The organism is Actinobacillus genomosp. 1 (genome assembly GCF_029774175.1).
GTDB lineage: Bacteria > Pseudomonadota > Gammaproteobacteria > Enterobacterales > Pasteurellaceae > Actinobacillus.
In genome coordinates this window covers 1,152,238-1,172,099 of the sequence record NZ_CP103834.1, presented here as the reverse complement: position 1 = coordinate 1,172,099, position 19,862 = coordinate 1,152,238, and the positions used below count along the sequence as shown (strand labels likewise).

The 19,862-nt window shown below is 41.6% G+C and carries 13 protein-coding genes; 4 read left to right on the top strand and 9 right to left on the bottom strand.

The features are described from left to right. Position 1: 1 nt before the first annotated feature. The gene (gene apbC, locus NYR63_RS05260) at positions 2-1,099 is read left to right on the top strand and encodes an iron-sulfur cluster carrier protein ApbC (RefSeq protein ID WP_279458506.1); all 1,098 of its coding nucleotides are present in this window, start codon (positions 2-4) and stop codon (positions 1,097-1,099) included. A 190-nt stretch (positions 1,100-1,289) separates the two neighbouring features. Then, on the top strand, positions 1,290-1,778 hold the full coding sequence (locus NYR63_RS05255; RefSeq protein WP_279458505.1) for a hypothetical protein: 489 nt from the start codon (positions 1,290-1,292) through the stop codon (positions 1,776-1,778). Between the two features lie 127 nt (positions 1,779-1,905). Here the strand turns inward: NYR63_RS05255 and NYR63_RS05250 are convergent, their stop codons facing one another. The 8 genes from NYR63_RS05250 to NYR63_RS05215 form a co-directional block, all read right to left on the bottom strand. Then, entirely contained in the window at positions 1,906-4,911 is a 3,006-nt protein-coding gene (locus NYR63_RS05250) for a glycoside hydrolase family 2 TIM barrel-domain containing protein (protein WP_279458504.1), read from the bottom strand. 24 nt (positions 4,912-4,935) lie between these two features. Next, the gene (locus NYR63_RS05245) at positions 4,936-5,904 is read right to left on the bottom strand and encodes a galactose-1-epimerase (protein WP_279458503.1); all 969 of its coding nucleotides are present in this window, start codon (positions 5,902-5,904) and stop codon (positions 4,936-4,938) included. A gap of 57 nt (positions 5,905-5,961) precedes the next feature. Further along, positions 5,962-7,116, bottom strand: a complete 1,155-nt coding sequence (galK, locus tag NYR63_RS05240) for a galactokinase (protein ID WP_279458502.1) — start codon at positions 7,114-7,116, stop codon at positions 5,962-5,964. Between the two features lie 18 nt (positions 7,117-7,134). Next, the gene (gene galT, locus NYR63_RS05235) at positions 7,135-8,184 is read right to left on the bottom strand and encodes a galactose-1-phosphate uridylyltransferase (RefSeq protein WP_279458501.1); all 1,050 of its coding nucleotides are present in this window, start codon (positions 8,182-8,184) and stop codon (positions 7,135-7,137) included. A gap of 260 nt (positions 8,185-8,444) precedes the next feature. Then, on the bottom strand, positions 8,445-9,575 hold the full coding sequence (nrdB, locus tag NYR63_RS05230) for a class Ia ribonucleoside-diphosphate reductase subunit beta (RefSeq protein ID WP_279458500.1): 1,131 nt from the start codon (positions 9,573-9,575) through the stop codon (positions 8,445-8,447). A 158-nt stretch (positions 9,576-9,733) separates the two neighbouring features. Continuing rightward, on the bottom strand, positions 9,734-12,004 hold the full coding sequence (gene nrdA, locus NYR63_RS05225; protein ID WP_279458499.1) for a class 1a ribonucleoside-diphosphate reductase subunit alpha: 2,271 nt from the start codon (positions 12,002-12,004) through the stop codon (positions 9,734-9,736). A gap of 211 nt (positions 12,005-12,215) precedes the next feature. Then, positions 12,216-13,301 (bottom strand): metallophosphoesterase, encoded by a 1,086-nt coding sequence (locus tag NYR63_RS05220; RefSeq protein ID WP_279458498.1) that lies wholly within the window; start codon positions 13,299-13,301, stop codon positions 12,216-12,218. 188 nt (positions 13,302-13,489) lie between these two features. Then, a complete protein-coding gene (locus NYR63_RS05215; protein WP_279458497.1) occupies positions 13,490-15,016 on the bottom strand; it encodes a catalase in 1,527 nt (508 codons plus the stop codon). 227 nt (positions 15,017-15,243) lie between these two features. On the opposite strand from NYR63_RS05215, the gene htpG reads away from it, so the two are divergent. Then, entirely contained in the window at positions 15,244-17,121 is a 1,878-nt protein-coding gene (gene htpG, locus NYR63_RS05210; RefSeq protein WP_279458496.1) for a molecular chaperone HtpG, read from the top strand. 127 nt (positions 17,122-17,248) lie between these two features. Here the strand turns inward: htpG and tkt are convergent, their stop codons facing one another. Then, positions 17,249-19,255, bottom strand: a complete 2,007-nt coding sequence (tkt, locus tag NYR63_RS05205; protein ID WP_279458495.1) for a transketolase — start codon at positions 19,253-19,255, stop codon at positions 17,249-17,251. 379 nt (positions 19,256-19,634) lie between these two features. On the opposite strand from tkt, the gene rpmE reads away from it, so the two are divergent. Next, positions 19,635-19,847, top strand: coding sequence for a 50S ribosomal protein L31 (rpmE, locus tag NYR63_RS05200; protein WP_005623406.1), 213 nt, complete (start codon positions 19,635-19,637; stop codon positions 19,845-19,847). Positions 19,848-19,862: the final 15 nt, after the last annotated feature.

Below are 19,862 nucleotides of genomic sequence, written 5' to 3'. Positions count from 1 at the left end.
GATGAATCAACTTAACGAACAGCAATTAAGTGAAATTAAATTTGTTTTACAAAATTTCACACACCCTACATTGCAAAAAGATTTAATCGCATTGAATGCGTTTAAAAAAGCCGAACTCGGTGCAGGCATTTTGCGCTTAGAATTTACTATGCCGTTTGCTTGGAACAGCGGTTTTGAAGCATTAAAAGCGGATACGGAAGCGAAGCTTAAGCAAATTACCGGCGCAAATGAAGTAAAATGGATCTTAAATTATCAAATTGCCACCTTAAAACGTGCAAATAGCCATCCTGCGGTAAACGGCGTAAAAAATATTATTGCGGTAACATCGGGTAAAGGTGGGGTAGGTAAATCGACTACCTCGGTAAATCTTGCGTTGGCGTTAAAAGCACAAGGCGCAAAAGTCGGGATTTTAGATGCGGATATTTACGGCCCGTCCATTCCGCATATGTTAGGTGCTCAAGATCAGCGTCCGACCTCTCCGGATAACAAACATATTACACCGATCGAAGTCTATGGTATTCAATCGAACTCAATCGGCTATTTAATGGCGGATGATAATGCCACTATTTGGCGTGGACCGATGGCGAGTTCGGCGTTAAGCCAATTATTGAATGAAACATGGTGGACGGAACTAGATTACCTTGTAATCGATATGCCGCCGGGTACAGGCGATATCCAACTTACCCTTTCGCAACAAATTCCGGTTACCGGTGCGGTGGTGGTAACCACTCCGCAAGATATTGCGTTATTAGATGCGGTGAAAGGTATTTCAATGTTCCAAAAAGTGTCGGTACCGGTATTAGGTATCATCGAAAATATGAGCGTGCATATCTGCCAAAATTGCGGTCATCACGAAGATATTTTCGGCACCGGCGGAGCGGAGAAAGTGGCGAAGAAATACGGCACCAAAGTATTAGGACAAATGCCGTTGCATATTCGTTTACGTCAAGATTTGGATGCCGGCACACCGACCGTCATTGCGGCACCGGAACACGAAACCAGCCAAGCCTATATCGAATTAGCGGCAAAAGTTGCTTCGGAATTATACTGGCAAGGTTCGGTTATTCCGTCTGAAATTATGATTCGTGAAGTGAAATAAGCCTCGTTTAATCACAATCACATAAAATAAAACAAGCGGTAGGATTTGCAGAAAAATTTGCAAATCCTACCGCTTTTTTTATCAATATTATTCAATATTGGGCGGATATAATTTTGTTTGTCAAGATATTATGTTATTGTAAGGATATCTATCTGTTTGGTTATTTTTATTAATTTGAAAGGAGGTAATAATGAAAATAAAAATATGCCATGTTGTGCTGTTAGCATTAAGCGGCTTTATCGGTTACAAATGGTATCAACATGAACAATGGCAACAGCTGATGGTCAGCGGTTATTGTGAGAAAGACGGCACTTATTTTGATGATAGACATACCAAACAGGAACTAATCGATAGAGCAATTAACTATGTGCTAGAGCACCAACCCGAAGGAATGATTGGAGAAAAAGGAGAAAGTTGGGATATAAAACGATATACCAGCATGGCGGAGTTTAAGAAGCTAAATCCAAATTGTTGCGAGGTTCAACCGTTAGTTGTTGATTTTCCTCCCGAATACTATGATTTTACCTTAGAAGGAAAGGCTTATAGGTATGTAATTGTAAATTATATGCGCTATTATGTCGCTAATGCTAAGAGAGAACCCGATTATTGGACGAAATATATCGCATTTGATAATTGTGGTGATTTGAAAACGCTACATGAGTTAGAAAAAACAAGATAAGGAAATTTGAAAGGGAGATATTATTTAAAATATAAATAAAGGCACTCAACGGAGTCGAGCGCCAGTTAAGAGAGTAATTCAGAACTGTTATTGACGAGGTCATCTTCAGTCTATTTTCGTCGTTAAACTAACCCACCACCAAATCAAATCTCACACTAAACTTGTTTTCCATTAAACGGTATTGATCTTTTAAGTTCGGGCCACAAGAGTTGGAGCCGATGCCACTCATTTTGTAATCAATACATAACACGCTGTAATCGGATTCTTGTAGCTCGTAGCAATGTTTTTTCGCGGTTAATTCCTCTTGCGTATATGGCGAGAGATTAAAGCTGAACGGTTGGCTTGCAGTCACAAACAGATTTTCCGATTTGAGATATTCGCAACCATAATGGCTGCCGTTCTCTTGCGGTTTCACATAATCGGTATGATTTTGTTTTGCCGTTGTACGGTAGATACCTAACTTCGCTAAATGGTGTTTATCCACGTAGCTTTCTTGCTCGCCGTAACCGAAGTATTCCACCGTATTTTCCGCCTTAGAAAGCCAGAAACGTAAGCCGAAACGAGGTAAATACGGTAATTCGGCTGGACGGATTGCGTTGATTTCCATCGAAATTTGCCCGTCATTGAAAATACGATAACAAATATCCAGCGTTAAAATGCGACCGCGAGAAATCGACACAATCGCAGATTTTACTGAAAATTCGACCGCTTGTTCGCTTTGCTGCCACTGAATTTCATAAGCTCTGGTATAGGCTTTATCGTAGCCGGCATTTTGCCATGCTTCACGAATAAGACGATCATTATCGGTCGGCGCACGCCAAATATTAAAATCTAACGGTTGCTGAATAATCGCTTTACCGGCTTTTTCAATACGGCTGAAACCCCCTTTCTGCTTGTCTAATTGATAACTAAATTGACCGTTGTGTACGTTAATGTGGAAGCGATCTTCCTGTACTTCAAATGTACTGTTCTCAATTGTGAATTTTGGTAATACTAATTTATTTTCGCTAAATAAATTGAGCTGCTCGAAGCCAAGTGAATGTGCTTCCTCTAATAATTCAACTGCAGTATTTAAGCGATAATTTAAATTCAATAGCCATAAATGCCCGTTATTTTGCGGTAGTTCAATCGGCAATACTGCGCTGCCGTGCGGTTTGCAAGAAACGGATAAATTTCCACCGCTTGTCACCACGCTGTTTTCGACAAATTCGTAATCAATCGTTAAATAATCGGCGAGATCGGTGAAATCTAAATAGTTGTGAATCACAATTTGGTTATCGATTAATTCAGCACGTGCAGGGCGATTCACATTTTTAAGCTCTAATAAATTACTGTGCGGAATACGATCCGGTGAAACTAAACCGTCCATACAGAAATTACCGTCGTGCGGACTTTCGCCGAAATCACCGCCGTAACCGAATTGACCGTTAGCACGGTAAGGGGCGTGATCACACCATTCCCACACAAAACCGCCGCATGATTGCGGATGACGATGAAACGCTTGCCAATAATCTTCCGCATCGCCGTTTGAGTTACCCATTGCATGGCTGTATTCACACAACACGAAAGGTTTGGCTTGCGCAGTGGCACAATAGCGGTCAATATCTTCGGTTGAGCCGTACATTTCACTATAGAAATCAATATTGGATAAATCATTATTATCGGCTGAGTGCTGATAAATTGAGCTTTCGTAATGCACTAAACGAGATTTATCACGTTGCTTAATCCACGCTGCCGCCGCTTCAAAATTGGCACCATAGCCGGCTTCATTCCCCAACGACCAAATAATAATCGAAGTACGATTTTTATCTCGTTCCACATTGGCTTGCTGGCGATCTAAAATCGCTTTTTTGAACAACGGATCACGGGCGAAGTAACAGTAATTATCAATCATATCTTGACGGATACGCTCAGTTTGCAAATCATTTTGGTGATTTAAGAGAATACTCGGCTCAGGCATTTTGACGGTCAGCATTGATGCGCCATGTGACTCGACATCGCTTTCGCCAATCAGATAAAAACCGTATTGATCGCATAACTCGCTAAACCAAGGCGCATTCGGATAATGGGCGGTACGGATTGCGTTGATATTATGCTGTTTCATCAGCTGTAAATCTTTATGCGCTTGTGCGTAGCTAATCACATAACCAGTTTTCGGATCGCTATCGTGGCGGTTTACCCCTTTAAATTTAATCGGTTGCTGATTAAATAATAAAATACCGTCTTTGATTTCCACTTTTCTAAAACCGATTTTTTGCACAATGACTTCTTCCGCAGTACGCAAAATTAAGGTGTAAAGTTGTGGGTTTTCGGCATTCCATAACTGAATATCTTCTACCTCAATATTAAGTTGCGTATCGGTTTGATTAAAAACGGTAAAGCCTTTCGGATCGAGTAATTGATATTCAATCGCTTGCGGTTGGCGGCTAAACAGCGTTTCCACTTTCAGATTGGCGTGACGTAATTCATCATCCAATTCATATTGAATAAAGAAATCTTGCAGATGATTTTGTTCACGCTCAAGCAAATAGACATCACGGAAAATGCCCGACATTCTGAATTTGTCTTGGTCTTCTAAATAGCTGCCGTCACACCATTTCAATACCACTACGGTTAAATGGTTGGTACCGACTTGTAAATAATCGCTAACATCAAATTCGGAGGTGCTGTGGCTGATTTGGCTATAGCCGACAAACTGTTTATTCACGTAAACAAATAAGCAAGAGTCCACGCCTTCAAAATTGAGCAAATAACGCTTATTACTTTTCGGGGTAAGTTGCAGAGTGCGATGATACACGCCGCATGGGTTTTGATGCGGTACAAACGGCGGATCAAACGGGAACGGATAGTTAATATTAGTATAGTGATGATGATCGAAGCCGTGATTTTGCCAATTTGCCGGCACCGGAATTTTATGTTCAAACGCAACATCAAGGAAATTATTCGGCAAGTCATGATAGCTTTGGAAGTAATTAAAATCCCATTGTCCGTTAAGCAAAGTAAAGTAATCGGATTGTTCACGCTTGCCGCTTAAAGCGGTTTCATTTTGTTTATGCGGAATAAAATAAGCGTGATGCTCAATAGTATTAACGTGAAGCGTATTGGGATCTTGGAAGTAATTCGGCAGTATCATGATAATTTCCTCGATGTTTACAAATTAAAAGTGAAAGGTGTAACGAATATCGTGTTTATAGCGTTCGCCCGCTTTGGTGATGCCACCGAATTGTGCCAACTCGGCTTGGTTCGGCGAATCGGGGAAAAATTCCGGTTCTAGAGCAATGCCAGCGTAATCTTGATAAGTAGAACCGCTTAGATTCGGTTGCCCGCCAAGCCAATTCCCTGAATAGCATTGCAATGCCGGCATTGAGGTATTGAGTTCAAGTGTAAGATCTTCAACCGTTAAACAAGCGGTCGGTTTTGCAGAGTTTTTTACCAATTTGAAAGCGTGATCGTAGCCTTTTACCAGCTGTTGATCGGTATCTTTCAGCAAGTCTTGCCCGATAAGTTTAGGCGTTGAAAAATCAAAACCGGTGTGAGCAACCGCTTTAAACGGTAAAATCGGGATACCGTCTGCGCCGACCGGTAAATATTCGTCTGCGTTAATCATCAGTTGATGTGAAAGCACATTATCACTACCAAGTAGATTAAAATAAGCGTGATTGGTAAAGCAGAGCGGAGTGTCTTGATTTGTGGTTGCGTCAAATTCAATTTCGACTTCTTTTCCATTCAAACGATAAGTCACAACGGCATTCACTTCACCGCCGAAACCTTGTTCGCCGTCTGCAAAAATTCGGCTGAATTTGACCGCTTGAGGATCAATTTGCTCCGCTTGCCAAACTTGTTTATCCGCCCCTTTTTCACCACCGTGTAAGGTGTTTTCGTCGTTATTTTTTACCAGCGTGTAGGTTTTGCCGTTAAGTTGATAAGTGGCATTGGCAATACGATTGGCGTAGCGTCCGCAGGTGGCGCCGAAATAAGCGGTCTGATTTTGCCAATTTTCTGCAGAGGTTGTAACTAACACTTCACGTTCGCCTTTCGGGTGTTTCACTACACAAGAAAGCCAAGAGGCTCCAAAGTCAGACAACGTGATTTTAATGAATGAATTTTCGAGGATAAAAGTTTTCATAACTTGCTCCGAAAGCAAGAAACCACGGAAATTTCCGTGATTTCTGCAGATGAACGATTAAATGAGATGAACGCCGTCACAAGCGGTACAAAGGTGGAAAGTTTCTTTAATACCGGTTTGTTTTTCGTAATTTTCCGCAATGACTTGGCGTAAATGTTCCACTTTCTCATCCGGAACTAAGCAAACGATACAACCGCCGAAGCCGCCGCCGGTCATACGTGCGCCGCCGTTTTTACCGATTGCCACTTGTGCCAATTCGACTAAGTAATCAATTTCCGGAATGGTAATTTCAAAATCATCGCGCATAGAGTCATGCGAACCCGCCATTAATTGACCGAGTTTGACCATATCCTTCGCTTGTAACGCTTCAACCGCTTCTAATACACGCTGATTTTCGCTAATGATATGTTTTGCACGTTTATAAGCTAACTCATTTTGGGCTTGTAATTCAGCCGCTCGCTCAATAAATTGCTCCGGCGTAACATCACGCAATGCTTTCGCCCCAAAGAATTTGGCGGCAAATTCACATTCTTGACGGCGACTGTTATATTCGCCGGTCACTAAGTCGTGTTTTACGTTAGAGTTGATAATCGCAATTGAATAACCGTGCGGAACCGGTGTAGGGGTAATTTCTAACGAACGGCAATCAATCATAATCACTTGATCTTTTTGTCCGAGCGCCGAGGTAAGTTGATCCATATTACCGCAATTAGCACCAACGAAGTTATTCTCCGCTTGTTGTCCGATTAAGGCGATTTCAGCTAAACCGAGCGGTAAATCACCTAACACTTGTGCGGTTTTACCGATTGAAACTTCTAATGCGGCGGACGAGCTTAAACCGGAAGACATCGGTACGTCGCTGGTCATCGCTAAATCCGCCCCTTGTTTAAACTGCGGACATTTCTCCTGAATATATTTCACGACTCCACGTACGTAATTCGCCCATTTATGTTCGGACGGTTCAATCGGTTGGCTAAGGTCGAACTCATCTTGTTCATCAATATCAATCGCATAGACTCGCCAAACCGAATCGTCACGTTTACTAAAGCTGACCGCCATACCGTAGTTAATTGCACAAGGCATTACAAAGCCGTCATTGTAATCGGTGTGTTCACCGATAATATTGACTCGTCCCGGAGCGAATACGGTTTGAGCAGCCGAATAGCCGTAATGCTCGGCAAATTTTTGTATCGCAAGTTGTTGTGGTTTCATTGTCTCTTTCTCTTCTTTTTATTGATCTTTATAGTGAACGCTGTCGCTCACCGCATTTAATCTTTCTGCCGCTTGTTCCGGTGTCAGGTCTCGCTGGCTTTCCGCCATCATCTCATAGCCGACCATAAATTTACGTACGGTGGCAGAACGTAACAACGGTGGATAGAAATGGGCGTGTAGCTGCCAATGTGGATTATCACTTTCGTTAAACGGGGCGAAATGGAAGCCCATCGAATACGGGAAACTGATATTAAATAAATTATCGTAACGAGTGGTTAGCTTTTTAAGTGCGAGAGCTAAATCCGCTCGTTCGGCTTCGTTTAAATTGGTAATGCGTTTAAAGTGTTTATGTTTTGGCAGCAACAAAGTTTCAAACGGCCAGCCTGCCCAGTAAGGCACAACCGCAATCCAGTCTTCAGTTTCAACTACAATACGTTCTTTTTTGGTTAGTTCACGCTCGGCATAATCGAGTAGCAATGGACGACCGTATTGAGCGAAGTAATTCGCCTGACATTCGTCTTCAATTGCTATTTCATTCGGTAAGAAATTACTTGCCCAAATCTGACCGTGTGGGTGTGGATTAGAACAGCCCATCATTGCGCCTTTATTTTCAAAAATTTGTACCCATTGATAACGGCTTTTTAATTCGTTGGCTTGCTCTTGCCAAACCTGTACCACTTGTTCAATTTCAGACACAGAAAGTTGCGGTAAGGTTTTGCTGTGATCAGGCGAGAAACAAATTACACGGCTTTCGCCTTGGGTATGTGAAATTTGGAATAATGGATCGGTACCGGCTTCCGGGGCGGGCGTATCCGGTAGTAAAGCGGAGAAATCGTTTTTAAATACGAAAGGTTTACTATAAACGGGATTTTGCTCGCCGGTAATACGTTTATTACCTGGGCAAAGATAGCAAGTCGGATCATAACTTGGTTTATTATCAGCAATCGTGTCTTCTTGTTGACCTTGCCACGGACGTTTTGCACGATGCGGTGAAACTAGAATCCATTGGTTTTTTAATGGATTAAAACGACGATGAGGGTGATCGTTTAGGATAAATTGTTGGCTCATTGTAGAACTTCTCCATTTGGCGTTTTAGGGTTGGAGTATAGCCGACATTGTTTTTTTTGTGTGTGATAATGATCACAGAAGTGAGCGTAGTCCGATGGTTTTGCCGTAATTTTAGCTAATTTACCGATATAAATCAGAGGTAAAAGAAGAGATTAATAAGGATAAGTCAATAAAATTTTTATGGGTTTTGGTTTGAGTAAGCGGTCGAATTCCCTCTATTTTTTGCGAAAAATTTTGAAAAAACGACCGCTTATTTTTATTTAGAGTTCAAAATTATCGAAATCGTCGGTATCTACCTTAGCATCGATTTGCCCGACTAGATAGGAACTGACTTCGACTTCTTGCGGTGCAACTTGTACGTTATCGGACACCAACCAAGCGTTAATCCAAGGAATCGGATTTGAAGAAGTTGCAAAAGGGCGGGGTAATCCGACCGCTTGCATTCGAATATTGGTAATGTATTCGACATATTTCACCAAAATATCTTCATTCAAACCAATCATTGAACCGTCTTTAAATAAATACGCCGCCCATTCTTTTTCTTGTTCTGCCGCCGCTACAAAAAGCTCATAAGCTTCTTGTTTACATTCTTCGGCAATTTGTGCCATTTCCGGATCATCTTGTCCGGATGCCATAATGTTCAACATATTTTGTGTGCCGGTTAAATGTAGATATTCATCACGTGCGATAAATTTAATAATTTTAGCGTTACCTTCCATTAACTGACGCTCGGCAAACGCAAAAGAACAAGCGAACGATACGTAAAAACGAATCGCTTCCAGCACGTTCACACTCATTAAGCATAAATAAAGTTGGCGTTTTAGGTTGCGTAACGTCACTTGGTATTGCTTGCCGTCCACCGTATAGCAACCTTCTCCGTAGAGTGTATAAAGTTGCGAATCTCGAATTAAATCATCGTAGTAGCAAGAAATATCTTTCGCGCGTTTAATAATTTCTTCGTTAGTCACGATATCGTCAAACACAATCGACGGATCATTGACGATATTACGGATAATATGCGTATAAGAACGTGAGTGGATCGTTTCGGAAAACGTCCAAGTTTCGATCCAAGTTTCCAGCTCAGGAATCGAGACTAACGGCAAAAATGCTACGTTCGGGCTGCGACCTTGAATGGAATCAAGTAATGTTTGATATTTTAAGTTACTGATAAAAATATGTTTTTCATGTTCTGGCAATGATTGGTAGTCGATACGATCTTGCGAAACATCGACTTCTTCCGGACGCCAGAAAAATGAGAGCTGTTTTTCGATTAACTTTTCAAATAATTCATATTTTTGTTGGTCATAACGGGCGACATTGACATTTTGCCCGAAAAACATCGGTTCTTTTAATTGATCATTTTTATTTTGTGAGAAAGTGGTGTATGCCATATTATCTCCTTTTGATTTTCCCACGCACGGTAAGCCGTACGTGGTTATGATCAGCCTTCGGCTGAGTGAGCCACGCTGTGGCTCTTAAATCTATCTCATTATTTTCCGTGTATTTCGTGTATTCCGTGGTTATTTAAATTTAACCACTTATTTATTCATCAGATTTTGCAAGCACCGCCGGCACAACCGTCATTTAAATCTTGTTGGGCATCTTCCGCTCCATCTCTGGTATTTTGGTAATAGAGCGTTTTTAATCCGTATTTATAAGCGGTCAGTAAATCGGCAAGTAAGCGTTTCATCGGTACTTTTCCGTCTTCAAATTTTTGCGGGTCATAATTGGTATTTGCCGAAATCGCCTGATCAATGAATTTCTGCATAATGCCGACCAGCTGTAAGTAACCGCTCATATCGGGGATATCCCACAATAACTCGTATTGTGAGCGGAGCTTTTCATATTCCGGCACAACTTGTTTTAAGATGCCGTCTTTTGAGGCTTTGATACTCACGTAGCCACGCGGCGGCTCAATGCCGTTGGTCGCATTGGAAATTTGCGAGGAAGTTTCTGACGGCATTAGCGAGCTTAAGGTTGAGTTACGTAAGCCGAATTGTTGAATCTCCGCACGCAAACTTTCCCAATCATAATGTAGCGGTTCTGTTGTCAGGTTATCCAATTCTTTTTTATAGCTATCAATCGGTAAAATACCTTGAGCATAGCTCGTCTCATTAAATAACTTACAAGCACCTTGTTCTTTGGCTAAATTGAGCGAAGCTTTCAGTAAATAATATTGCATCGCTTCAAAAGTTCTGTGCGTAAGCGCATTGGCAGAACCGTCTGAATAACGCACGCCGTTTTTCGCTAAGTAATAAGCATAGTTGATGACCCCGATGCCAAGTGAACGGCGAGCTAATGCGGCGTGTTTTGCCGCTTTCACCGGATAGTCTTGATAATCTAACAAGGCATCTAGCGCTCGTACCACTAAGTCGGCAAGCGGTTCAAATTCATCTAAATTTTGCAAAGTACCTAAGTTAAATGCTGAAAGGGTACAGAGTGCGATTTCCCCGTTTTCATCGTTAATATCATTCAGCGGTTTGGTCGGCAATGCGATTTCTAAACATAAATTTGATTGTTTGATCGGTGCAACTTGCGGATTGAACGGTGAATGCGTATTGCAATGATCGACATTCTGAATATAAATCCGACCGGTTGAAGCACGTTCTTGCATGAGCAGTGAAAATAACTCAACCGCTTTCACACTGCGTTTACGAATGCGCGGGTCTTGTTCATATTGCAGATAAAGCTGTTCGAACTTTTCTTGATCGGCAAAAAACGCTTCATACAAGCCATCGACATCAGACGGGCTGAATAAGGTGATTTCGCCACCCTTAATTAAGCGTTGATACATCAGCTTGTTGAGCTGTACGCCGTAGTCCATATGACGGCAGCGGTTGTCTTCTACACCTCGATTGTTTTTTAACACCAATAAACTTTCTACTTCTAAGTGCCATAGTGGGTAGTAAACCGTTGCCGCACCGCCACGCACACCGCCTTGCGAGCAAGATTTCACCGCAGTTTGGAAATGTTTATAAAACGGAATACACCCGGTGTGGAAAGCTTCCCCTTGACGAATCGGACTGCCTAATGCACGGATTGCACCGGCGTTAATGCCGATTCCCGCACGTTGCGAGACGTATTTAATAATTGCAGCAGAAGTGGCATTGATTGAATCCAAACTATCGCCACATTCAATCAGTACGCAAGAACTAAACTGACGAGTCGGTGTTCTTACCCCCGACATAATCGGGGTCGGTAATGAAATTTTAAAAGTTGAAGTCGCATCGTAAAAACGTTTTACATAATCCAAACGAGTGGCTTTCGGATATTTAGAAAACAAGCAGGCAGCAACTAGCAAATATAAGAATTGTGCCGACTCATAGATCTCACCGGTCACTCGGTTTTGGACTAAATATTTTCCTTCGAGCTGTTTGACCGCCGCATAAGAAAAATCCATATCTCGGCTATGTTCGAGGAACTCATTCATTAACTGCCATTCTTGTTCGCTATAGTCGATTAACAGCGCTTGATCGTATTTGCCGAGTGCAACCAGCTTTTTAATATGCGTGAATAAATGAGGCGGGGTGAAATCGCCGTAGGCTTTTTTACGCAGATGAAACATTGCCAAACGTGCGGCAAGATATTGATAATCCGGCGTTTCGGTACTGATTAAATCAGCTGCGGCTTTGATGATGGTCTCGTGAATATCGGCGGTACGAATACCTTGATAAAACTGAATATGTGCGCTTAGTTCCACTTGCGATACCGATACATTCTGTAAACCCTCGGCAGCCCAAGTGATGACACGATGAATTTTATCCAAATCAAACGGCTCTTGCTTGCCGTTGCGTTTGGTTACCATCAATGTTTTCTGCATAAAATCTGTCTCCTTTTATCTTTATTGTTCAACCACTATATGTTGTGATTTTTAAGTGCTTATATACAAGATATTGTTTTGTTAAGATGGGTGCAAGCGGAAAGTTTTGTAAAGAGATATTGACAAAAGATAAGTAATTGAAGATAGGACGATTCGAGAAATGTAAAAAAATAAACCCCTGAAAATCAATTCAGGGGGTTGCATAAAAAAACTAAGGCTCTTTGCCTTTCACATCAATGATAACTACTTCGGATTGTGAACCAAGCCGCATCGGTATGCCCCAGAAGCCATAACCGGAGGTAACAAAATAATGTCCTAAGCCGATTTTTTCATAGCCGTAGTGCAGTCGATAAATCACGTTAGTCATTAAATTTGCCGGAAAAATTTGCCCTTTATGCGTGTGTCCGGACACCTGTAAATCAATCGGTAATTGCGAATGTTGTTCGATTTGTGTCGGACGATGGTCAAGTAAAAACACCGGTGAATCCGAATTGACCGCCGTTAATAATTGAGCGGCGCTCGGTCGATTTTTTACTAAGTCGTCATTACGTCCGATAACGGTAAATTTTCCGTTAATTTCGACCGCTTGATCCCATAGTACTTGGATACCTGCTTTTTGAATTTCGGTGGCAATCGCTTGTTGCTTTCCGAAGAAATCGTGATTACCCAAAGTGGCATAAACCCCTAAAGGCGCTTTAAGCTTAGCAAAATGCGGTTGCATATTTTCAGCTACATAAGCATCGGTATTGTCGTCCATAATATCGCCGGGTAATAAAATCAGATCGACGTTTTGCTGATTAAAGATCTCTGCCAATTTATCTAATTGCTTTGCACCAAACCATTGTCCTAAGTGCAGATCACTCGCCACTCCGATACGCAGCGGTTGATCAAGTTGTTTATCCAATTGTACGGAATAATGCACCACTTTCGGCGTATAAGCGTTATATAAGGCAAGCCCTACAATGCCGAAAAAGGCAAAAGGATAGGCAATTTTTAAGGCAAAATTGACCGCTTGTTTGCCTTTAAATAGGCGGTAAATTGCCGCACAAGCAAGGCTAACGAATAATGCAAACAGCAGTAAAGCGAGCATTAGCGCGGTGATTCTAAAGCCGTTAAACGTGCGAGTAACGGTAAGAATCGCTAAGCTGTTTGCAGCTAAATAGCTAATAAATGTCACGATCTTGCGTGACTTGGCGGATAAGTTGAATAACCAACCTACGGTACGAGAAAAGTTGAAAACAAGGCATTGTAAAACAAGAACGGCAATACCTGTAGTAATATAATAACGATATTCCAACGGCTTTCCTTATGTGAGCAATAAAATGAAAAGTGATTGTAGCTTAGATTGATGTGTCGTACAAAGGAAAAGCCCTATCGTAAAGATAGGGCTTTAATAGAGCAAATGCCATTATGTAGGAGGACTATTTTACGATTTCTCGTGTTGGTTTTTGAAACAGCCGCATTTGCTAATTCAGTGACTTCCGATTAGAAGTTAGGTTTGATTAAACCCGGCTGACCCATTGCCGGATCTGTATTGTATGCTTCCATTGCATCGGCAACCGTCATTCCTAACGCTTTCGCTACGCCTTTACCGTATGCAGGGTCACAGAAGTAGCAGTTACGAATATGACGATATTTGATGAAATCTAATGCATCACCCATACCTTCGGCAGTATTTTTAAAGAGAGATTGTTTTTCTTTCTCTGTCATTAAGTTAAATAACGCACGCGGTTGGCTGAAGTAATCAGAATCGTCTTGACGATAATCCCAGAATGCCGCATCGCCGTTAATTTTGAGTGGCGGCTCAGCAAATTGCGCTTGTTCTTGCCATTGACCGAAGCTGTTCGGTTCATAATGTAAAGTTGAACCGTAGTTACCGTCCACACGACCTTGACCGTCACGGGCATTACTGTGAACCGGGCAGCGAGGTGCGTTTACCGGAATTTGGTGGTGGTTCACACCTAAACGGTAACGTTGTGCGTCCGCATAGTTGAATAAACGTGCTTGTAACATACGGTCCGGCGATACGCTGATACCCGGTACTAAGTTGCTTGGAGCAAATGCGGATTGTTCAACGTCTGCAAAGAAGTTTGCCGGGTTACGGTTTAATTCCATCACGCCTACTTCGATTAGCGGATAATCTTTTTTCGACCAGATTTTGGTTAAATCGAACGGGTGGAAATCCACTTGTTCCGCTTCCGCTTCAGGCATTACTTGAATGTAAAGTTTCCATTTCGGGAAATCGCCTTTTTCGATTGACTCGTATAAATCACGTTGGTGTGATTCACGATCGTTTGCGATGATTGCCGCCGCTTCTTCGTTGGTTAAGTTTTTAATACCTTGTTCGGTACGGAAGTGGAATTTCACCCAGAAACGTTCGTTATTTGCATTGATTAAGCTATATGTGTGTGAACCGTAACCGTGCATATGACGATATGAAGCAGGGATACCGCGCTCAGACATTACGATCGTTACTTGGTGGAACGCTTCAGGTAATAATGTCCAGAAGTCCCAGTTGTTTGTCGCACTACGCATATTTGTACGAGGGTCACGTTTAACCGCTTTGTTTAAATCCGGGAATTTACGCGGATCACGTAAGAAGAATACCGGAGTATTGTTACCTACGAAGTCCCAGTTACCTTGTTCGGTATAGAATTTAACTGCGAAACCACGAATATCACGCTCAGCATCCGCCGCACCACGTTCACCGGCTACGGTAGTAAAACGTGCGAATAATTCGGTTTCTTTACCCACTTCACTAAAGATTGCCGCTTTAGTATATTGAGTAATATCGTGCGTTACGGTAAATTTACCGAATGCACCGGAGCCTTTAGCGTGCATACGACGCTCAGGGATAACTTCACGTACGAAGTTGGCTAATTTTTCGTTTAACCATAAGTCTTGAGCAAGTAACGGACCGCGAGGACCCGCAGTCATGCTGTTTTGGTTATCAACAACAGGCGCACCGTTGTTCATCGTTAATGAGGTATGATGAAATGGACATTTTGACATAGTAATTTACCTTTAATGGTTAATAGGTTTTGTTTATGGAATTATTATTATTGATTGGAGTTTATTTGTAAAACTATCAGTTTGATACAAATTAACGATTGAATTAGATTTTTTAATAGGAATTAACTTTATTTTGTGACTTGAAAAGTAAAACGCTTTTCCCCATTTACTAACACATTTGCAAGCGGTGAAATTCCGCTTATTTTTTGTAAATTAAAGAGGATAAAATGAGTACTAATCAAGAAACAAGAGGCTTTCAATCGGAAGTTAAGCAACTGCTTCAATTAATGATCCATTCACTTTATTCAAATAAAGAAATTTTCTTACGTGAATTAATCTCTAATGCGTCTGATGCGGCGGATAAACTACGCTTTAAAGCACTTTCCAATCCTGCGTTATATGAGGGGGATGGCGAATTACGCGTACGAGTGAGCTTTGATGAAACTTTAGGTACACTGACTATCAGCGATAACGGTATCGGTATGAACCGTGAGCAAGTGATCGATCATTTAGGCACTATTGCTAAATCAGGCACCAAAGAGTTTTTAAATTCGTTAGGTACGGATCAAGCAAAAGACAGCCAATTAATCGGCCAATTCGGGGTTGGTTTTTATTCGGCATTTATTGTGGCGGACAAAGTGACGGTGAAAACCCGTGCGGCAGGTGAAGCACAGGGTGTTATGTGGGAATCTGCTGGTGAAGGCGATTACACGGTAGCGGATATTGAGAAAGCAACACGTGGTACGGATGTTATTTTACATCTGCGTGAGGATGAAAAAGAATTTTTAAGCGAATGGCGTTTACGTGAAATTATCGGTAAATATTCGGATCATATCGGCTTACCGGTTGAAATCCAAACCACAGAATATGATGACGAAGGCAAAGCAAGCGGTCAAAAATGGGAAAAAATTAACAAAGCGCAAGCACTTTGGACTCGCTCAAAAACTGAGATTTCAGACGAGGAATACCAAGAGTTTTATAAACATTTAAGCCACGATTATAATGACTCGCTCATTTGGGCGCATAATAAAGTAGAGGGTAAACAAGACTATACCAGCTTGCTTTATGTACCGGCGAAAGCACCATGGGATTTGTTCAATCGTGATCAAAAACACGGCTTAAAACTTTATGTACAGCGTGTATTTATTATGGACGATGCCGAAGTGTTTATGCCGAATTACCTACGTTTTATGCGAGGTTTATTAGACACGAATGACTTGCCGCTCAACGTTTCACGTGAGATTTTACAAGAGAATAAAGTTACTGCTTCACTACGTGCGGCATTAACTAAACGCGCATTGCAATTATTGGAAAAATTAGCCAAAGACGATCAAGCTAAATACCAAACCTTCTGGAATGAATTCGGTTTAGTGTTAAAAGAAGGCGTTGGCGAAGATTTTGCCAATAAACAACAAATTGCATCATTATTCCGCTTTGCTTCAACCCAAACTGATTCTAGCGAACAAACGGTAAGTTTGGCGGATTATATCGGCAGAATGAAAGAAGGTCAGAAAGCAATTTATTTCTTAACTGCTGATAGCTATGTAGCAGCGAAAAATAGTCCGCACCTTGAACTGTTCAATAAGAAAGGCATTGAAGTGCTGCTATTATCTGATCGTATTGACGAGTGGGTGGTGGGGCATTTAACTGAATTTGACGGCAAACCGTTGCAAAGTATCACAAAATCGGATCTGGATTTAGGCGATCTCGCCGATAAGGAACAAGAAGAGAGCCAAAAAGCACAACAAGCGGAATTCGGATCTTTCCTTGAACGTGCGCAAAACTATTTTGGTGACCGTGTGAAAAAAGTGATATTAACGCATCGCTTAACCGATACACCGGCAGTGGTTTCAACCGATAGTGATGAAATGACTACGCAAATGGCAAAACTGTTTGCCGCAATGGGTCAAAAAGCACCGGAAGTGAAATATACGTTTGAGTTAAATCCGGATCATCAAATGGTTAAGAAAATCGCAGATCTTACAGATGAAACCGAATTTAATGACTGGATTGAATTATTGTTTGAACAAGCATTGCTTGCAGAACGCGGTTCATTGGAAAATCCGGCAGCATTTATTAAGCGTATGAATAAATTGCTTGCTTAATCTAAATATGTAACAAAAAAAGCTATCGAAAGATAGCTTTTTTGTTTTACTAAGCGGTCTGATTTTAGTGCTTTCTTACAAAAATTAAAAAGGCGAGAAATCTTCTCGCCTTAATGTCTAACCGAAATTATAAAATTTCTTTCGCTTTCGCTACTACATTCTCAACAGTGAAACCGAATAGTTTGAAAAGTTGATCCGCTGGCGCAGACTCACCGAAGCTATTCATACCCACGATACGGCCTTCAAAGCCAACGTATTTGTACCAGAAATCAGATAATTGTGCTTCGATTGCTACACGTTTGGTTACTGAGCTTGGTAATACGCTTTCACGATATGCGGCATCTTGTTTGTCGAATACATTGGTACTTGGCATGGAAACAACACGTACTTTCGTACCTTCCGCATCTAATACTTCAGCCGCTTTCATCGCTAAATCCACTTCAGAGCCGGTTGCGATGAGAATTAAATCCGGATAGCCGCCTTTTTCACAGCATTCACGTAAGATATAACCGCCGCGAGCAACGTTTGCCAATTGTTCCGGCGTACGTGTTTGTTGCGCAAGATTTTGGCGAGTGAAAATTAATGCACTTGGGCCGTCTTTACGTTCAACCGCTGCTTTCCATGCAACCGCAGATTCCACTTGGTCAGCCGGACGCCATGTTTCTAAGTTCGGAATGAAACGTAATGATGCGGTTTGTTCTACCGGTTGGTGAGTCGGACCGTCTTCGCCTAAGCCGATAGAATCGTGTGTATAAACGAATAATGAGCGTTGTTTCATTAATGCCGCCATACGCACCGCATTGTGGGCATATTCATAGAACATTAAGAACGTTGCACCGTAAGGAATAAAACCGCCGTGTAATGCAATACCGTTCATAATTGCAGACATACCGAATTCACGTACACCGTAGTTGATGTAGTTACCATCGACGTTATGATCCGCACGGATTGGTTTTGAACCTGACCATAAGGTTAAGTTAGAACTTGCTAAGTCGGCAGAACCGCCTAAGAATTCCGGTAAGATATGCGCATAAGCTTCAATCGCATTTTGTGATGCTTTACGGCTTGCGATCGCTGCCGGATTTGCTTGTAATTTCTCAATAAACGCTTTGCTTTCCGCTTCCCAGTTCGCCGGTAAATCACCCGCCATACGACGTTTAAATTCCGCCGCTAATTCAGGATATGCCGCTTCATAAGCCGCAAATTTAGCATTCCATTCTTTTTCTACAACCGCACCTTGCGCTTTGGCATCCCATTCCGCATAGATTTCAGCCGGAATTTCAAACGGCGCATATTCCCAGTTGAGTGCTTTACGGGTTAATGCGATTTCATCATTACCTAACGGCGCACCGTGGCAGTCATGCGATGCCGATTTATTTGGCGAACCGTAACCGATGATGGTTTTACAGATAATTAATGTCGGACGTTCGGTTTCCGCTTTTGCATTTTCAATGGCAAATTTGATTTGTTCCGCATCGTGACCGTCCACGTTACGGATAACTTGCCAACCGTATGCTTCAAAGCGTTGTGCGGTATCGTCAGAGAACCAACCGTCCACATGACCGTCGATTGAAATGTTATTATCATCGTAGAAAGCGATTAATTTACCTAAGCCTAAAGTACCGGCTAATGAACAGGCTTCGTGTGAAATACCTTCCATTAAGCAGCCGTCGCCTAAAAATGCGTAAGTATAGTGATCAACGATTTTATGACCTTCACGGTTAAATTGTCCGGCTAAGGTTTTTTCCGCAATCGCCATACCGACCGCATTGGTAATACCTTGGCCTAACGGACCGGTTGTGGTTTCAACGCCTGGTGCGTAACCGTATTCTGGATGGCCCGGTGTTTTAGAATGTAATTGACGGAATTGTTTTAAATCTTCAATTGAAAGATCATAACCCGTTAAGTGTAATAAGCTATAAATTAACATTGAACCATGGCCGTTTGAAAGTACGAAACGGTCGCGATCAGCCCACTTAGGATTGGTTGGATTATGTTTTAAAAAGTCGCGCCATAATACCTCTGCGATATCCGCCATACCCATTGGGGCACCCGGGTGACCGGAATTAGCTTTTTGTACCGCATCCATACTTAGAAAGCGAATTGCATTCGCTAATACTTTACGTTCTGCCATGTGTTTACTCCTAGACAAGAAAATGACAAATACTCTAATAAACTAGATTAGTTGATAAATGGATTCTACACTATTTTTGAAGTAATACTCAAAAAATCTCGAGTAAAAATTGTGATCTTCTTCACAAAAAAGATGAGAAAACTTTGATGTTAAATGATTGTTTTTGATTAAATAAAAGTGGTGTGGATATTTTGTGGAAAATAATATGAATGGCATAGATTAATTATTGATCTTTGTTGCCAAATGCCATAGAATACGCACTCTTTTTTGGCGTCGAGTAAATACTCGGCATATTATTTATTCACATATGGTACTTATCAGCGGATATGCGAAAGTATAACAAGATAAGCGGCGATATGGCTTCATTAGAGGTTTTCCAATGAAACAAGGTATTCACCCAGAATATACAGAAATTACTGCAACATGTTCATGCGGTAACGTAATTAAAACTCGCTCAACAGTGGGTAAAAACTTAAATCTTGATGTGTGCGGCAACTGCCACCCATTCTATACCGGTAAACAACGTGTTGTTGATACCGGTGGTCGTGTTGAACGTTTCAACAAACGTTTCTCAATTCCAGGCACAAAATAATTTCCGAATTATTGC